The sequence below is a fragment of the Shewanella aestuarii genome (genome assembly GCF_014647215.1).
Taxonomy (GTDB): domain Bacteria; phylum Pseudomonadota; class Gammaproteobacteria; order Enterobacterales; family Shewanellaceae; genus Shewanella; species Shewanella aestuarii.
In genome coordinates, this window is the sequence record NZ_BMOT01000016.1 from 25,394 (window position 1) to 41,640 (window position 16,247).

At 44.7% G+C, this 16,247-nt stretch carries 12 protein-coding genes and 1 pseudogene; 9 read left to right on the forward strand and 4 right to left on the reverse strand.

The window, feature by feature from the left end:
* The first annotated feature begins 173 nt into the window (after positions 1 to 173).
* Together IEY03_RS16415 and IEY03_RS16420 are read left to right on the forward strand one after the other, a co-directional pair.
* Positions 174 to 1,151 carry a LysR family transcriptional regulator gene (locus tag IEY03_RS16415; protein ID WP_188843683.1) on the forward strand — a complete coding sequence of 326 codons (978 nt, stop codon included), beginning with the start codon at positions 174 to 176 and terminating at the stop codon, positions 1,149 to 1,151.
* Positions 1,138 to 2,091 carry a LysR family transcriptional regulator gene (locus tag IEY03_RS16420; protein ID WP_188843685.1) on the forward strand — a complete coding sequence of 318 codons (954 nt, stop codon included), beginning with the start codon at positions 1,138 to 1,140 and terminating at the stop codon, positions 2,089 to 2,091. The genes IEY03_RS16415 and IEY03_RS16420 overlap by 14 nt, the downstream gene beginning before the upstream one ends.
* A 5-nt stretch (positions 2,092 to 2,096) precedes the next feature.
* Here IEY03_RS16420 and aroQ read toward each other — a convergent pair whose 3' ends face one another.
* The gene (aroQ, locus tag IEY03_RS16425; RefSeq protein WP_188843687.1) at positions 2,097 to 2,552 is read right to left on the reverse strand and encodes a type II 3-dehydroquinate dehydratase; all 456 of its coding nucleotides are present in this window, start codon (positions 2,550 to 2,552) and stop codon (positions 2,097 to 2,099) included.
* 99 nt (positions 2,553 to 2,651) lie between these two features.
* Positions 2,652 to 3,071 carry an alternative ribosome rescue aminoacyl-tRNA hydrolase ArfB gene (arfB, locus tag IEY03_RS16430; RefSeq protein WP_188843689.1) on the reverse strand — a complete coding sequence of 140 codons (420 nt, stop codon included), beginning with the start codon at positions 3,069 to 3,071 and terminating at the stop codon, positions 2,652 to 2,654.
* Between the two features lie 138 nt (positions 3,072 to 3,209).
* Here arfB and IEY03_RS16435 point away from each other — a divergent pair, with 138 nt between their 5' ends.
* The 7 genes from IEY03_RS16435 to IEY03_RS16465 all read left to right on the forward strand — a co-directional run bounded on the left by IEY03_RS16435 (position 3,210) and on the right by IEY03_RS16465 (position 14,858).
* A complete protein-coding gene (locus IEY03_RS16435; RefSeq protein WP_188843710.1) occupies positions 3,210 to 3,575 on the forward strand; it encodes a SpoIIAA family protein in 366 nt (121 codons plus the stop codon).
* 63 nt (positions 3,576 to 3,638) lie between these two features.
* Entirely contained in the window at positions 3,639 to 3,815 is a 177-nt protein-coding gene (locus IEY03_RS16440; RefSeq protein WP_188843691.1) for a DUF3012 domain-containing protein, read from the forward strand.
* Between the two features lie 21 nt (positions 3,816 to 3,836).
* Complete coding sequence (locus tag IEY03_RS16445; protein ID WP_188843693.1) at positions 3,837 to 4,280, forward strand: hypothetical protein; 444 nt, start codon at positions 3,837 to 3,839, stop codon at positions 4,278 to 4,280.
* Positions 4,281 to 4,406: 126 nt separating this feature from the next.
* Positions 4,407 to 5,648, forward strand: a complete 1,242-nt coding sequence (locus tag IEY03_RS16450) for an efflux RND transporter periplasmic adaptor subunit (protein WP_188843695.1) — start codon at positions 4,407 to 4,409, stop codon at positions 5,646 to 5,648.
* Positions 5,649 to 5,657: 9 nt separating this feature from the next.
* Positions 5,658 to 8,846: an efflux RND transporter permease subunit gene (locus tag IEY03_RS16455; RefSeq protein WP_188843697.1), complete on the forward strand. Its 3,189-nt coding sequence runs from the start codon at positions 5,658 to 5,660 to the stop codon at positions 8,844 to 8,846.
* A gap of 367 nt (positions 8,847 to 9,213) precedes the next feature.
* Complete coding sequence (locus tag IEY03_RS16460; protein ID WP_188843699.1) at positions 9,214 to 12,048, forward strand: beta-helix domain-containing protein; 2,835 nt, start codon at positions 9,214 to 9,216, stop codon at positions 12,046 to 12,048.
* Positions 12,049 to 12,134: 86 nt separating this feature from the next.
* On the forward strand, positions 12,135 to 14,858 hold the full coding sequence (locus tag IEY03_RS16465) for a TonB-dependent receptor domain-containing protein (RefSeq protein WP_188843701.1): 2,724 nt from the start codon (positions 12,135 to 12,137) through the stop codon (positions 14,856 to 14,858).
* A 265-nt stretch (positions 14,859 to 15,123) separates the two neighbouring features.
* On the opposite strand, the pseudogene IEY03_RS17110 reads toward IEY03_RS16465, so the two are convergent.
* Both IEY03_RS17110 and IEY03_RS16475 read right to left on the reverse strand, forming a co-directional pair.
* A pseudogene (locus IEY03_RS17110) lies at positions 15,124 to 15,459 on the reverse strand (transposase); the annotation flags it as partial.
* 68 nt (positions 15,460 to 15,527) lie between these two features.
* Complete coding sequence (locus IEY03_RS16475; protein WP_188843704.1) at positions 15,528 to 16,022, reverse strand: hypothetical protein; 495 nt, start codon at positions 16,020 to 16,022, stop codon at positions 15,528 to 15,530.
* Positions 16,023 to 16,247: the final 225 nt, after the last annotated feature.

Below are 16,247 nucleotides of genomic sequence, written 5' to 3' on the forward strand. Positions count from 1 at the left end.
CTGTTGGCTTCACACTTATACACTAAGCACAGGAATACTCGCTGCAGTCTATGTAAAATAAGCATCACTAATGTTATCAAGTTTGCGCTGTACAAAGTTGTTTATTATCAACTCGCGTGAAATTGCATAACTCACATTGAGACAGCTAAAGATGATGTTTACCAAGGAGAGGCATGAGCAGGCTTAATTCTAATACGCTATTTAATATCAAAGTCTTTGTATTACTATTTGAAACCTTAAACTCCTCAGAAGTGGCTCAACAATTAGGTGTGGCAGCCTCTAAAATTAGTCGCAGCCTTAAAGCATTACGCCACTCTTTTGATGAGCCGCTATTTATTCGTAAACAACATGGATTTGAATCGACAGCCTTTGCGCAGGCAATTTATCCGCAATTGAAACAAATGCTGCTTTTATCTGAGCAATGTTTAGCCTTGTCCGAACCTAACAGTGCTGTCATTAAGCAAGAGATCATGATTGCATGTCCGCCATCATTGTCATTGAATTTACTTAGCTATTTGCAAGATAAAGCCTCACAGCTCAAACAGCCGTTAACCTTTAATATTAAGCCTGGCAGCCACAATCTCGACAAGCTGCTAAATCGCTTTGATGTTGACTATGCCATTACTTTTGAGGCGTACAACTCGGAGCGTTTGGCCTCCACTTTTGTGGCAAAAGCCAATGCCTATGTGCTATTAGGCAATGCCGAACATCCTATATTTCATGGTAATGATTTTGTCGATATCGATACCATGATGAAGTATCCCTATATCAGTTTTAACGGTCATGAATTTGACCAAGGACACGACCCTCTATTGCTATATGCACTGGATAAACACTATAGGGTAGATGTAGCAGCTAAAATTAGCTTATTGGCAGACTTGATGATCCAGCTTGAGCGCAGCAACGCCTTAACTTTGGTGTGTTATCGCGATGCGGTTGAGTTCTTGTGTACCAAAGGTAATATTCAAGCAATGTCATTACCAGAAGATCAAAATAGACTGCTTAATCAACGTGCTGACGGACATAGACACTATCTAACCATGCTGCGGGAAAGCATTAATAAACCCCAATGGATAGCAGATGAAATCACCTCGTATATTCAGGGCAATGTCATTTTAAATTATGAAGGGAAGACAGATGCCAAAAGATAAATTACTCGATATTTCATTAGAAACGATTGAAATATTCTGTCAGGTATACCTCAAGAAAAATGCTATCGAGGTGGCAAATCATCTGGACTTATCTCAGCCCAAAGTGAGTCGCGCCCTTGGGGCGTTAAGAAGCGTGTTTGATGATCCATTATTTTTACGCCGTGAAAATCAATTTCAGGCCACAGATGTTGCCCATAACCTATATCCGATTTTCACCGACATGATCCAATGTCGGCAAACTCTGGATGGTTTGATGCGCGGCCCAGCAGGTATTATTGCTGATGTGGTTGAAGTTGCTACAGTGCCGCAATTACAGATTAATTTAATTCAAACGGTTAAACAGGCAGTATTGGAATTAACCGCGGCCGATATCATGATTTCAACCACGCAATGGGGAGTAAGTACAGCACAGCAATTATTGAATGATGAAATTGACGCCGCCATTTGTTTTGAACGAGCACCAAGCCATACCATTTTATCCAAATCGATCATTCAGCACCGGGGTGGTTATTTGGTGGCGCGCAAACACCATCCTATTTGGGATAATCCCTGTATTGATAACATGATTAATTATCCATTGATCAAGTTAATCACTATGCCGTTCCCGGCCAATAAATCCCCCTTGGGCAGTTATGCTAAGCGCTTAGGTAAATCGTTACAGCTTTATGCCACAGTGCCAGATCTTGGCACCGCTGCCAGTAACTTGCTTCAGTCCGATGCGATCATTGTGATAGGGGTAAAAGAGGCGGTAAACTTTTTCAATAATGTGAATGGCTTAGTGGCGCAAAAAATTGACTCAGTACAAGATCAATCCATCTTAGAAAACTTCAGCCATCCTACAGTGTATTTATGGCTGAAGCTGGATGCCAGCGGCAAAGTGACAACCCCGTTTTGGCTGCAACGCTGTTTAGAGGATTACATCATTCAAGCACATCAATAAAGGCCCTAGTGGGGTGCGTTGTTATCTTGTACGTGTTTAAGCGCAGCTTGTAATGCAAACTGATAACCTTGCGCGCCCAATCCACAAATGACCCCAAGGGCTTTATCTGAAAAATACGAGTGATGCCTGAATGGCTCTCGGGCGTGTACATTGGATAAATGCACTTCAATAAACGGAATGGCCACACCCAGGATAGCATCGCGAATTGCCACACTGGTGTGGGTAAATGCGGCAGGATTAATAATAATAAACTGGGCATCAGTAGCGTGGATGGCATCAATAATTTCATGCTCTGCATTAGACTGAATATGTTCCAGCACAACACCGGCAGAACTTGCAGCACTTTGTAATTCAGCCACAATCGTCGCCAAATTTTGAGTGCCATAATGACTGGGTTCGCGGCGGCCGAGCAAGTTTAAATTTGGGCCGTTGACTAATAATATTTTTGCAGTTTGGCTCATGATAATCCTTTGGCAATCACAACTTAGTGCGCTAATTCAGCATTTTACTTAGCTTGGTTTTAACCCAAGTTAGTGGTTCAGTAAACCTAAATTTTCTCATTAATCAAATTTGGGCTTACTTTGGCGTAATGCTTTGGTGGCGCCGCGTTGCTTTTTGGTGTCAATGCGCCGTTTTTGACTGCCTTTAGTTGCCTTAGTCGCGATGCGCTTTTTGGCCACAATAGTGGCACTTTTTATCAGTTCTATAAACTGCTCTAACGCCAGTTGACGATTAAAATCCTGGCTGCGAGATTGCTGGCACTTGATGATGATTTTACCGCTTTGGGTAATACGATGATCAGCCTTTGCCAATAATTTTTGTTTATAAAAATCTGGTAAAGACGATTGATTGATGTCGAAAATCAACTGCGCAGCGGTAGACACTTTATTAATGTGTTGGCCACCCGCGCCACTTGAACGCACAAATTGCCATTCAAGTTCCTTGTCTTCGATTGTCACACTATTGGAAATATTTATCATAGTGTAAAGGGTATCACTTTTTAGATTAAAAATAGTTATATATTGGCGGCGGTAATATTTGTTATGATTTGCGCCATTGAAGTGAATGCGTTGCTAATCGACTTTTAGCGGTTAGTCAGCATGACTCCGGAGCTGTTTATGTTATGCCAAATTACTGATATCACCAAAGGGGTTATCAGCCTGTTTGTAAGTGGGCGATTATCGGCACAAGATTACCGAAGCCGTTTACAGCCAGCGATTAAATCTTACCGCAAAGACTGGGGACAGGTGTGCTTGTATATTGAAGCTGATGTTTTGCTAGAGGGCTGGGAGTTTGGCTCGTTAACGGGCAGTGGCGAAGTGCAATTGCCCGCATTTGATGCATTAGTGTTTGTTGGCGGCCCTGACTGGGTAGGTAACTCTGTCAGATTAATGGGGCCGTTTATGCAAGGTGAGGTGGCTTGGTTTCCGCTTTCACAAAAACAAGATGCGATAAACTGGATCACTAAGCGATCACAACATTAAGATTTATGATCCTCTACAAGCTGGTTAAGTAGGGATTATTGTTAACTCAATCAAGGAAGTATTATGTTATTCAAAAAACTTTTAGCGCTAACCGCTGTGGGTATTTTTACATTAGGTTTAACAGCATGCGCACCAGAAGTGGGCAGCGAAGCTTGGTGTAAGCAAATGAAAGATAAACCAAGCGGTGATTGGTCTGCTAATGAAGCCGCTGATTATGCGAAACACTGCGTGTTCAAATAACCGCTGTTTTAGCGGATTAACATGAGTCACCTGCATTCATTTTCAATGATGCGATCCATTAAATGCTTGATCGCGATTATTGTGCTGCAATTTGCCGGCGCGAATTTGGGTGGCCATCAATTACACCTTGGCAATAGTGCTGAAGATAAAGGCAATCATGCCCATGTTCAATTCACGCCAAGTATAGATATTGCCGCCCTCAACCAGCTGGCTGAATGTATACAATGCAGTTGCGCTGCAGACGGTGCCCGCGAACATGCGCCATCCGATGATCATTCTCACCCCGCGCCAACAAACAAGACTGTTGATTTGTGCCTAGATTGCCAGTGTCACGGTGGTTTAGTGGCCATAGTGTTTCCCGAAGAACTCTACACGGTAGATCAAGCTAATCAACAACCGCTTCAAATCGCTCAATCTTATTTAGCCCCAGCTTTAGGTGCCACGTACCGCCCCCCGATAGTGTAAATCCTGTTTAAATTCATTCATTAACGGTTTGCTGTTAAAACAGACAAGCTTAATTATTTTTATGGCTAAATTGAATGCTTATCGAGGTATTTCAACTTGGTCATGCTTGAGTTCTAGGATTTATTTATGACAATTCCAGCTATCAATTTGCCGATAAAGACTCGGTTTTTAGCATCGTTTAGTTTGTTCTCTCGACAATTAGTGTGGCTAGCCGTTATTAGCATTGGCTTAATGCTTTTTAGCAATATGGTTATGGCAAGTGATGATCATGAACCACAGCCGTCAGCAGCTCATCTGCAAGAGGATGAGGATCAACATGACGAGGCATTAACGTTAACGCTTGAGCAACGCGAGCTAGCAAATATTCGTGTTGAAACCCTCAATAGTAGCCCTTTTGATTTAACCTCAGTCGCCACAGCCCAGCTGGTGGTAGACAAGGATAAAACCGTAACCATCGCCCCGCAGTTAGCCATGCAAGTATTAAAGCGTCATGTGGTGCCGGGGCAGCAAGTGTTAAAAGGGCAAGCGTTGTTAACCATAGGTGGCACTGACATTGCGCAAGCTCAAGCCGATTATATAAATGCGGCTACAGAGTGGCAGCGGGTAAGTCGTATGGCTAAAGGCACCATTAGTGCCAGCGAGAAGATGCGAACTCAAGTTAACGCCGAACTTAAACGTGCGGTGCTGAATGCCATTATGATGACGCCAGAGCAAATTAGTGCCCTGACAACCTCACCGCAATCGATTGGCCAGTTTCAATTATTAGCGCCCATTTCAGGACGGGTGCAGCAAGATGCCGCCATGTTAGGGCAAGTATTAGATGCAGGAACACCATTAATGCAGCTTACTGACGAGTCTTACTTATGGGTGGAGGCGCAATTAACACCTGTGCAGTCTGAGCGTGTGGCCATTGGTCAATCGGCCTTAGTGCGAGTTGGGCAGCGAAACGTTACCGGCGTGGTCATTGGTCGCTCCCACGAAATAAATGCCATTACCCGCACAGAACAGGTGTGGATCAGCATGCCTAATCCGCAACATGTGTTGCATGCAGGCGAGTTTGCCGAGTTGTATTTTCAGCAAAGCATGCCAGACAGCAAGCAATCTGCCGCTGGGCATACCCATACTATGGGTAATTTGCAGGGCATCATTTTGCCTGATGACGCATTAACCCGCAGCAGCGACGGTGACTGGCAAGTGTTTATTGAAGATCAAGATGGCTTTGAAGCCGTTGAAGTCGATGTCGTCCAAAGTCAACGTGGGTTGAATCTTGTCAACGGCATAGAAAGTGGTTCAAAAGTGGTGGTGTCAGGGGCGTTTTTCTTAGCCTCTGAATTGGCTAAATCTGGCTTTGATATTCATAACCACTAGGAGTTTAGCATGTTAGCAAATTTCATTCGCTTGGCGATAACCCAGCGACTCCTTGTGGTATTGGCGTTACTGGCGGCAATGCTTGGCAGTATAGCGGTTTTACCCAAGTTGAATTTGGATGCGTTTCCCGATGTTACCAATGTGCAGGTGGCGATTAACACTGCCGCCGAAGGTTTAGCCGCAGAAGAAGTGGAGAAACTGATCAGTTACCCGGTTGAGTCGGCAATGTATGCCTTACCTGCGGTCACCGAGGTGCGATCGTTATCGCGTACCGGTTTATCAATTGTGACCGTGGTGTTTGCAGAGGGCACAGATATTTACTTTGCGCGCCAGCAAGTGTTTGAGCAGCTACAAGCTGCGAAAGAGTCAATTCCTGCAGGGGTTGGCACACCTGAAATTGGCCCTAATACTTCAGGCCTTGGACAAATATATCAATACATTTTACGCGCCACGCCAGAGTCTGGCGTGGCCGCTGCCGAGCTTCGCAGTCTCAATGATTACCTGGTAAAGCTGATTTTGATGCCAGTCGCTGGCGTGACTGAAGTGCTGTCGTTTGGTGGTGAAGTTTTGCAATATCAGGTGCAAATTGACTTGAATAAGCTGCGCAGTTATTCACTTTCAATGGAGCAAGTTATTGACGCACTTGAAAGCAATAACCGCAATGCGGGCGGCTGGTTTATGGACCAAGGTCAATCGCAGTTAGTGGTACGGGGATATGGTTTATTACCATCAGGTAATGCCGGATTAGCAGCGATTAAGCATATTCCGTTGACTGAGTTTAATGGTACGCCCATCAGAGTAATGGACATTGCTAATGTCGATTATGGCAGTGAAATTCGCGTTGGCGCTGTCACCATGACACGCAGAGAAGCCAGCGGTGAGCCAAACCCATTGGGCGAGGTAGTGGCTGGCGTGGTGCTTAAGCGCATGGGGGCCAATACCAAGCAAACCATTGATGATATCAATGGGCGCATCAGCTTAATTGAACAGGCTTTGCCACAAGGTGTGACGTTTGAGGTGTTTTATGACCAAGCGGATTTAGTTAAGCAGGCCGTTGATACTGTGCGTGATGCTTTACTGATGGCCTTTGTGTTCATTGTGGTTATTTTGGCACTGTTTTTAGTCAATATCCGCGCCACTTTATTGGTGCTGTTATCGATACCGATTTCAATCGGGCTGGCGTTAATGGTGATGGCTTATTTTGGTATGTCAGCTAACTTAATGTCATTAGGCGGTTTGGCTGTTGCCATAGGTATGCTGGTGGATGGCTCGGTGGTGATGGTTGAAAATATTTTTAAGCATCTCACTCAGCATGATACTTCACAGGGTCTGACTCATTCACCTAATAGGCAAGATAGCGAGGCTCAACGTTGCGGCGAATCAAACTCGATTAGTCATAAAGTATGGTTAGCCGCTAAAGAAGTGTGCCGTCCAATCTTCTTTGCCACCGCCATCATTATAGTGGTGTTTGCCCCGCTGTTTGCCCTTGAAGGGGTAGAGGGTAAATTGTTTCAGCCGATGGCAACGAGCATTATTTTAGCCATGATAGCGGCATTGATTGTGGCGTTATTTGCTGTGCCAGCACTGGCAGTTTATGCCTTTAAGCGTGGGGTGGTGATAAGAAAAAGCTGGCTGCTAATGCCAGTGGAACGTGTTTATCGTCAGGGATTAAAAGCAACATTGGCAAGGCCTAAAACCGTGATTGCCATTGCTTCATTGATGTTTATCAGCAGTATGGCTTTGTTGCCACGTTTAGGCACTGAGTTTGTGCCAGAACTCGAAGAGGGTACCTTAAATTTACGGGTAACGCTGGCACCTACAGCCAGTTTACTAACCTCGACTGACATTGCCCCCAAGCTTGAGAAGCTATTACTTGAGTTTCCTGAAGTTAACTACGCCCTTAGCCGTATTGGTGCGCCAGAGTTAGGCGGTGATCCAGAACCTGTTAGCAATATTGAAATTTACATTGGCTTGAAACCCCTTGAACAATGGCAAAGTGCCAGTGACCGCTTTGAATTACAGCGTTTAATGGAGCAAAAGCTAAATGTGTTTCCGGGATTATTACTGACCTTTTCACAGCCGATCGCCACTCGGGTAGATGAGCTGTTGTCAGGTGTTAAAGCGCAACTCGCCATTAAAATATTTGGCCCAGATTTAGCTGTGTTATCGGCTAAAGGTCAGCAACTCACTGAATTAGTACAAAAGATTGATGGTGCTGTCGATGTGTCGTTAGAACAGGTCAGTGGTGAAGCGCAGCTTGTTGTTCGGCCAAAACGGGATGTGTTAGCGCGTTATGGGATCAGTGTTGATCAGGTGATGAGCCTCGTCAGCCAAGGAATTGGTGGTGTTAGCGCTGGGCAGGTGATTGATGGCAATGCCAGATATGATATCAATGTGCGCTTGGCTGAAACACAGCGCAATTCACCCGATGCTTTGCGGGATTTATTACTCACAGGGATAAATGGCGCCACGGTACGTTTAGGTGAAGTTGCCGATGTAGTGGTTGAAATGGCGCCGCCGAATATTCGCCGAGATGATGTGCAGCGCCGTGTGGTGGTTCAAGCGAACGTGTCGGGGCGCGATATGGGATCTGTGGTTAACGATATTTATGCCATCGTGCCACAAGCTAATTTACCTGCAGGTTATACCGTGGTGGTGGGTGGACAGTATGAAAATCAGCAACGGGCCCAAAAACGCTTAAGTCTAGTGGTGCCTATTTCTATCCTGTTGATTGGATTGCTGCTGTATTTCTCGTTTGGGTCTATTAAGCAGGTGATGTTGATTATGGCTAATGTGCCGTTAGCCTTAATTGGTGGCGTAGTAGCCTTGTTCGTTACCGGTACCTATTTGTCTGTCCCTAGCTCAATTGGGTTTATCACCTTGTTTGGTGTGGCGGTCCTAAATGGCGTGGTGCTGGTAGACTCGATTAATCAACGCAGGCAAGCCAGTGCCGATAATCACTCGGGTGAAAGCCTATATGATAGTGTGTTTGAAGGTACGGTTGGCCGTTTACGACCGGTATTAATGACCGCGTTGACCTCGGCATTAGGCCTGATCCCTATTTTGTTATCAAGCGGAGTGGGCAGCGAAATTCAGCAGCCGTTAGCGGTAGTGATTATCGGCGGTTTATTCAGTTCAACCGCACTGACCTTATTGGTATTACCTACGGTTTACCAGTGGTTGTATCGGAATAAATAATTCAATTCGTGTATCAATCATCAAGCCCCACCTTGTGGGCTTGATGATTTTAACGAGGAACATTAACCAAAAACCAAAAGTAATATACTATTTTTGCCGCTCTATCTGAGTGCTTTTTCAAAACGTCCTTTCAAATTGATACAACTGAAATGTTTTTGTTATAAAAATATTATCTCAAAATTGCCTTGAAAAGCCCGTGGCGACAGGGTTTTCATAATTCCGTCATGTTGTCGAAATGTTAATGTCATTTTTACGCAGTCTTTTTGTCATTTTTACCCGTTAGTTTTATGCACCAGCAAATGCGTCTGCCTGTGGCACGCAATAAAACCTCACTAACCTGTAATGCAATCCGTCTTCGGAGATGACAATGGAACTGAAAAACCTTTTTAAACTCACCGCAATTTCTACCGCTTTAGCTGCAACTTTAGGCCTTGCTGGTTGTGGTGGTGATATCAATATCAATACAGGTAGCGATACCGTTACGCCAACTCCACCTACGACACCAACAACCCCAACAGAATCGGCGCAGCAAAAATCTTACAGTGGTTTTGCGACTAAAAGCACCACGTTTGCATCCGTTGATGGTAAAGAAGTTTGGGAATTAAAAGGCACATTAGCTCCGTCTACTGCGGCATCAACTATTTCTACAGGCGGCCAAGACGGCGATAAAATTGTATTGGGTAATGATGTTGTTTGGTTACTCAATGGTGCCGTGGTTGCTGGTGGCGATAATGAAAATTCAGTGGAGTTGGCAATTCTTCCTGGCACTAAAATACTCGGTGGCAGTGACTCATATTTAGTGATCAGCCGTGGTTCAAAAATTATGGCAGAAGGCACAGCAACAGCGCCTATCGTATTTACTTCAGCTGAAACTGCGTTAGGTCAAGCAGGTAAAGCAGGCCAATGGGGCGGCTTAGTGTTACTGGGCAATGCACCGGTTAATACCTGTCCAGATTTAGCTAATTGCGATGCCTCATTTGAAGTGGGTAATTATAATTATGGCGGCGATAACACTCAGGACAACTCGGGTGTGATCCAATATGTACGCGTTGAATTTGGTGGTTTTAAAATTAACGACACCCAAGAAATGAACGGCATCAGCTTTGCGGGTGTGGGTAGCGGCACTCAGGTTGACCACATTCAAGTGCATTTAAATAACGATGACGGCGTAGAATTTTGGGGCGGTAACGTGTCAATTTCTAACGTGGTGCTAACAGAAAACTTCGATGACTCGTTAGATTGGACTAACGGTTGGCAGGGTAGCGCGCAGCATGTGTATATTCGCCAAGCTGATAACGGTTCAAACCGCGGTATCGAAGCTGATAGCAATAAAAGTGCTAGTGCAACGCCAATGTCTAAACCCACACTCGCGAACATTACCATGCAAGTGGCTAACGGTACTCACGCTGGTGGCGACGATGCCGAAGGGATTTTGTTCCGCGTTGGCACGGGTGTTACGGCCTATAACCTATTAGTAAAAGGTGATGTGGACTCGGGCGAATGTTTAGAAGTAAACGATGACAACACTGTTAATAACGCCAATACGGGTGAATTAACCGTTGAAAATAGTTTAATTGACTGTGTTGAGCCATTTAAAAATGCCAAACCCGATGCCGCAGAAGGCCGTACGTTAGCGTTAGATGTTGCAGCCTGGTTTAACGGCCAAGAAGGCAACTTAGTCGGTGCATCTGATTTAACTGACTATATGCCTAACACTTCATCGGTTGCCTTAACGGCCGGTAAAGCAGATTTAAGTAACTTGGATGACCGTTTAGTTGATGCCGAATATATTGGCGCATTTGACGGTACAAATGACTGGACAGTGGGTTGGACGACTGCGATTCATGACGATGCCACTCCAGCACCGACAGCATTACCTACATTAACCTCTTGCCCTGTTGGCACAACGGCTGAAACCGTGGTTGCAGGCTTATACAAAGATGATGCAGTTACCTTAGTGTGTACTTTGCAGGGTAACGTACTCAGTAATACCACCTTATTGGCTGGTCAAAATGTCATGTACAAGATTGATGGCGGTGCTGTGGTTGTTGGCGGCGATAACAGCAATTCAGCTACCTTAGCCATTCAAGCGGGCACTAAGTTATTTGCCACCGACAATAGCTACATAGCCATCAGCCGTGGTTCAAAAATTATGGCTCAGGGCAGTGCAACTCACCCCATTGAAATGACCTCGCAACAAGATGTTATTGCTGGTGCAGAAGGGGCGCGCGGTCAATGGGGCGGTCTAGTGATTTTAGGTAATGGCTTAACCAATACTTGTCCTGATAAAAACGCTTGTGATGCGTCATTTGAAGTCGGCGACTTCCCATACGGCGGTAATGACAACACTGATAACAGCGGACAAATCAGCTATGTCGTGATTAAGTATGCTGGCTTTAAAGTCAACGACACCCAAGAAATGAATGGCATTTCGTTTGCAGCAGTAGGCAGTGGTACCCAAGTAGACCACATTCAAGTGCATGCTAATGGCGATGACGGTGTTGAGTTTTGGGGCGGCGCGGTGAACTTGAAGTACGTGTACCTTACCCACAACTTCGACGACAGCTTAGACTGGACTAACGGTTGGCAAGGTAAAGCGCAGTTTGTTTACATTACCCATGAAGATGGCAATGCCAACCGCGGTATTGAAGGTGACAGCCATAAAGGCGCCACAGATACGCCAGTATCTAAGCCTAAATTAGCTAACTTCACTATTTTACCGGGCGCAGACATTGAAAATGCCAGCGGTGATAAAGGCGAGGGTATTTTACTGCGCGTAGCCACAGCAGGTGAACTGTATAACGTGTTAGTGCAAGGCCGTAAAGGCAGCACAAGTACCACAGAATCTGGCGAGTGTTTAGAGCTAGATGGCAGTTACGCTGGGTTAGTTGACAACGTTAACGACAATAGCTTAACCATGTCGCACTCAATTATTGACTGTAACGAACCGTTCAAATACAGCTCAGATAATGCGGCAACCGCAGATGCTATTAATGTTGAAACTTGGTTTATGGGTCAAGAAGGTAACGCGACAACCGCAGTTACGTTAACTGACGGTATGCCAGCAACCACAGATGCAGCTTTAATCGGCACAGGTAAAGACTTAAGTACAGACGACAACTTCTTCGAATCTACCAACTTTATTGGTGCGTTCGATGGCCAAAACGATTGGCGTCAAGGTTGGGCTTATTTTCCACAGTAAACCAAACCATTAAGTAGCTAAGTTTATAGTCGCCCCGTCGTTATATGGGGCGGCTATCTCTGAACCGCATACAGGACTTATCACGTATGAAAACCAAGCCGAGTTTTACCGCCAACAAATTAACGCTCGCGATTCTATCAGTGCTTTCAGTAACATCATTGGCCGCTACTCAGGCAATCGCGCAAGATGAAACACTCAATGAGCCCACATCTAGCACGCAAACATCTAGCACGCAAACATCAACTCAAACCGCCGGTGAGTCTTTTCCGATAGAACCCATTGAAGTGATTTCTGTAACCGGGCGACTACGTACCTCAGCTTCGGCGGCGACCGAAGAGCGTCGCGAACAAATTGCAGTAGCCGATATTATGGGCTCAGAACAAATTTCTAGAACGGGTGACAGCGATGCCGCCGCCGCATTACGCCGTGTGACTGGTTTAACCTTAAAAGACGGTAAATTTATTTATGTTCGTGGTCTGGGTGAGCGTTATTCAAGTACCTCATTAAACGGTGCTATTGTGCCATCGCCAGATCCAACCCGAAACGTGGTGCCGTTAGACATGTTTCCAGCATCGATAATTGAATCATTATCGGTACAAAAATCGGCTTCAGCTGAAAAACCTGCCGCATTTGGCGGTGGCCATGTGGATATTCGCACTAAAGCGATACCGGCTAATTTTTTCTTTAAAACCTCTGTTGGCGGGCGCTTCAATACCAACGACAGCAATGATACCTACACTTACAATGGCGGCGGTGACGATTGGACCGGCAAAGATGACGGCACTCGCGGCATGCCAGCCAGTATTGATAACACCATTAATCAATATGGCGGTATTAGCCCTATTGATATCGTCAGCGGATCAAATGGTGCGATCAATTACCCTACAGCCCAAAAAATGAATCGTGAACTTGCCTTAGACATGTATCGCGATATGGCAGTAAAAACCGCCAATACCGATCCCGGTTTTAGAGGCGATATAGCCATTGGCGATCGCTGGGATATGTCAGACGACATGGTATTTGGTGCATTAGCGGCCTATTCCTATAAACAGCAAGCTGAAAACTACACCAAGTATGAAGTTGAGCTGGATGGCGACAGCGAACAAACCCAAATAGAAAACCAAAAAGACATTATGGGCACAGATTCAATTGTGCAAATGTCGGCCATGCTGAATTTGGGCTTAGAAATCGGTTACAACCATAAAATTGAAACCTTCAGCACCTACTTACGTGACACCTCAGATGATGTCTCAGTAGGAATTGAAGAAACCATAGACACCCTTGGCGAGCCCAATGCGTTACAGGTTTATGGTATTGATTACGAAGAAAGAACCTTAATCAGCAATCAAATAAAGGGACATCATTTTATTGAAGCATTCAATGATGCCGAATTTAACTGGATGTTTTCTGATGCAAGCTCAGAACGGAACGCCCCAAATGAGTTGTCTTATACCTATAACGTGATTTTAGATCAGGCCAACACACCTGTATCACGTAATCTGAATACCCAAGATGCCCCCAAATATGTGTATTCAAATCTACAGGACGACAGCCAAAACTACGGTTGGGATTTTGCTTATCCGGTGCAGTTTGATGATGCCCTTATGAAAATGAAAGTCGGCTATCAATACTACGAGCGCACCCGCGAAAGCTATGCCACTCGCCTAGGTTTTGATGTCGATTTAAGCCCAACAGACCCTAATGGCGATATCTTGTCAAAAGAGTTCAACAACATCTTCTCTGACGACAATATCAATAACAACACTTTAGGTCTTGAGTTAAAGGATGCCTCAACCGACACCGAAGACTATGTTGCCGCTGAAAAAAATGATGCCGCCTTTATCAGCGTTGATGTCGATTTTGATGACGTTTGGCGCTTCTACGCTGGGATACGTTATGAAAACTTTCGCCGTGTCACCTTGCCGATAACCCCAGAGGGTGACATTTCAGACGAGGGCGGCCGTTACGACCTAAGCGATTATGCCATTGCTGAGGACGGTTGGTTCCCATCCATGTCACTCACCTGGAAGCAAACCGACACTAGCCAATGGCGTTTAGGTGCCAGTAAAACCATAGTGCGTCCAGACTTACGTGAAGTGTCGCCAGTGCGATTTCAAGATCCCGTTACCGGGTTTGATTTTTTCGGTAATCCAGAGTTAACCAGTTCTGATATTTATAACCTTGATGTGCGCTGGGAATACTACTCAGAAGCGGGTGATAACTTCAGCTTAGGCGCGTTTTATAAAGATGTGGATGCACCTATCGAGCCGATTCAGCGCATATCAGAGGCCGGTCGTCAGCTGAAGTTTTATAACGCCGAATCGGGTTATGTATATGGACTTGAAGCCGAGTTTTTACAAACCTTAGACTTCATCAGCGAAGGCAGCCTATGGGAAGACTTCTTTGTTGCCGGTAACCTGACCCTAGGAGACTCTGAAATCACTATCGCCCCCAATGGCGAAATCGACCCGACTAATAATACGCGCCGCATGACAGGTCATTCCGCATGGGTGGCAAACATGCAACTCAGTTACGACTCATCAAACAGTTATCACAGCGCGACTTTGGTTTATAACGTGTTTGGTGAACGTATCGCTTACGGTGGCCGAGGTGGTTTAGATGATGTGTATGAAAAACCTTTCCACAGTTTGGATTTTACCTATAGCTTTTTCCCAACCACCAGTATGGCGATTAAGTTAAAGGCGAAAAACTTACTCGGAGAAACCACTGAATATGATCAACAGGATATTCAGGTGTATGCCAAAGACCCAGGGACAGAATACACCCTGCAATTTAGCTACGAGTACTAGGATTAGGGTTAATGTTAGGGAAAACGAGTACTGAATTTTAGGCGCATTTACTCATCATTTCTGCGACTAAAAAGGTGCATGGCCACTTTCTTTTTGGAACAAGAAAGTGGCCTTTTTATTGGCGAGTCAGGGACTATTTTCGCACCGTGTTGGCAGTTGCGCTTGTCGTTTGCTTCAGCCATTGCCGCCTAATACAAACGCATCTAACGCTTTAAAATCCTTCAAGATGTGGTCAAATATAACAAGTCACATTGAATGAGTAACCTTATGTGTAAGCACTGCTGTGACACGCTGCGAGTACGTATATGAACACCTCATTCTTCGCTAACAATGCCCAACATAGCCTCGCAAGTTTGTTAGCGACTGCAACTGCCGCTTTATGTTTGCCTCGTCGTTGGACAACCTCGTAAGCCCAGCGACTTAATGCATCTTCCGATTTCTCACAATAGCGAATTATCGACTAAGCCCCTTGAATGAATAAGCGCCTTAAATATTTATTGCCCTTGTATTTTGGTATGGCTCCTAGCGATTGCTTCCGTCCACGAGAAAACTCCATCGAGACAAACCCTAAATTAGCTGAAAACTGACGACCACAGCGATACTCAGTAGCACTTTCTCAGAGTGTCATTATGTAAATATAGTATAAGTTTCAATCAGTAATATAGCTCGCTACTTTTTAGGATCACCTCGAGTAGATCCCCTAACTGAATCGGGAAACTTTTCCTTTAATACTTTTCTGCCGGCAGGTCTTACTTTATATGTCTTATTTCCAACATCTTTTATCCAATTGTTTTTTATAGCCCACGCTATATTTGAAGGTGCATTTGTTGCTTTTGCATTCTTAAGCTCTTCAAATAAGGCTCTATAATCCTTTACCGTAAATAATTCCTGTCCCTGTTTAGCTAAATAAACACCTACAGCTAAAGCAACTTCACAATACCGCCGCACATCGTGTTCTTCACAAAAAACTTTAAATTTGGATTCTTTTAATACTTTTTTTTCTTGGGGCGCTACAACACTAACTGCTACACCCTCCTCTGGGGGAGGTAAAATTGCCGTTTCATCAGAATATATTAACGATATGATTTTTCTTGCAAAATCAGGGGTTATGTATTCATCTATGTTAATATTCTGTCCTGAAATTGTTATTTTATGGCTATTCATATCATTTCCTTTTTTAACTTAAAAACAATATACGCCTCCCCACGGCGCTAGTAAACCGTTTTATTTGCGCGGCGGCGTTGCTGGTCGTATTAGGGCTTGTATTTGGAATTAACCGGAGTAGCAAACATATTCAACATGTTTTATCAGCATAGTGATTAACCTCAGATCTGGTTAAGCAAACACGATATTAGTGTTATCTAACAGCGCAAGTTCTTGAGCTGTTAG

Bases quoted from the DNA above. Each gene is read 5' to 3' on its own strand.
- IEY03_RS16415 (WP_188843683.1), top strand. From the start codon at position 174: ATGAGCAGGCTTAATTCTAATACGCTATTTAATATCAAAGTCTTTGTA.
- IEY03_RS16420 (WP_188843685.1), top strand. From the start codon at position 1,138: ATGCCAAAAGATAAATTACTCGATATTTCATTAGAAACGATTGAAATA.
- aroQ (WP_188843687.1), bottom strand. From the start codon at position 2,552: ATGAGCCAAACTGCAAAAATATTATTAGTCAACGGCCCAAATTTAAAC.
- arfB (WP_188843689.1), bottom strand. From the start codon at position 3,071: ATGATAAATATTTCCAATAGTGTGACAATCGAAGACAAGGAACTTGAA.
- IEY03_RS16435 (WP_188843710.1), top strand. From the start codon at position 3,210: ATGTTATGCCAAATTACTGATATCACCAAAGGGGTTATCAGCCTGTTT.
- IEY03_RS16440 (WP_188843691.1), top strand. From the start codon at position 3,639: ATGTTATTCAAAAAACTTTTAGCGCTAACCGCTGTGGGTATTTTTACA.
- IEY03_RS16445 (WP_188843693.1), top strand. From the start codon at position 3,837: ATGAGTCACCTGCATTCATTTTCAATGATGCGATCCATTAAATGCTTG.
- IEY03_RS16450 (WP_188843695.1), top strand. From the start codon at position 4,407: ATGACAATTCCAGCTATCAATTTGCCGATAAAGACTCGGTTTTTAGCA.
- IEY03_RS16455 (WP_188843697.1), top strand. From the start codon at position 5,658: ATGTTAGCAAATTTCATTCGCTTGGCGATAACCCAGCGACTCCTTGTG.
- IEY03_RS16460 (WP_188843699.1), top strand. From the start codon at position 9,214: ATGGAACTGAAAAACCTTTTTAAACTCACCGCAATTTCTACCGCTTTA.
- IEY03_RS16465 (WP_188843701.1), top strand. From the start codon at position 12,135: ATGAAAACCAAGCCGAGTTTTACCGCCAACAAATTAACGCTCGCGATT.
- IEY03_RS16475 (WP_188843704.1), bottom strand. From the start codon at position 16,022: ATGAATAGCCATAAAATAACAATTTCAGGACAGAATATTAACATAGAT.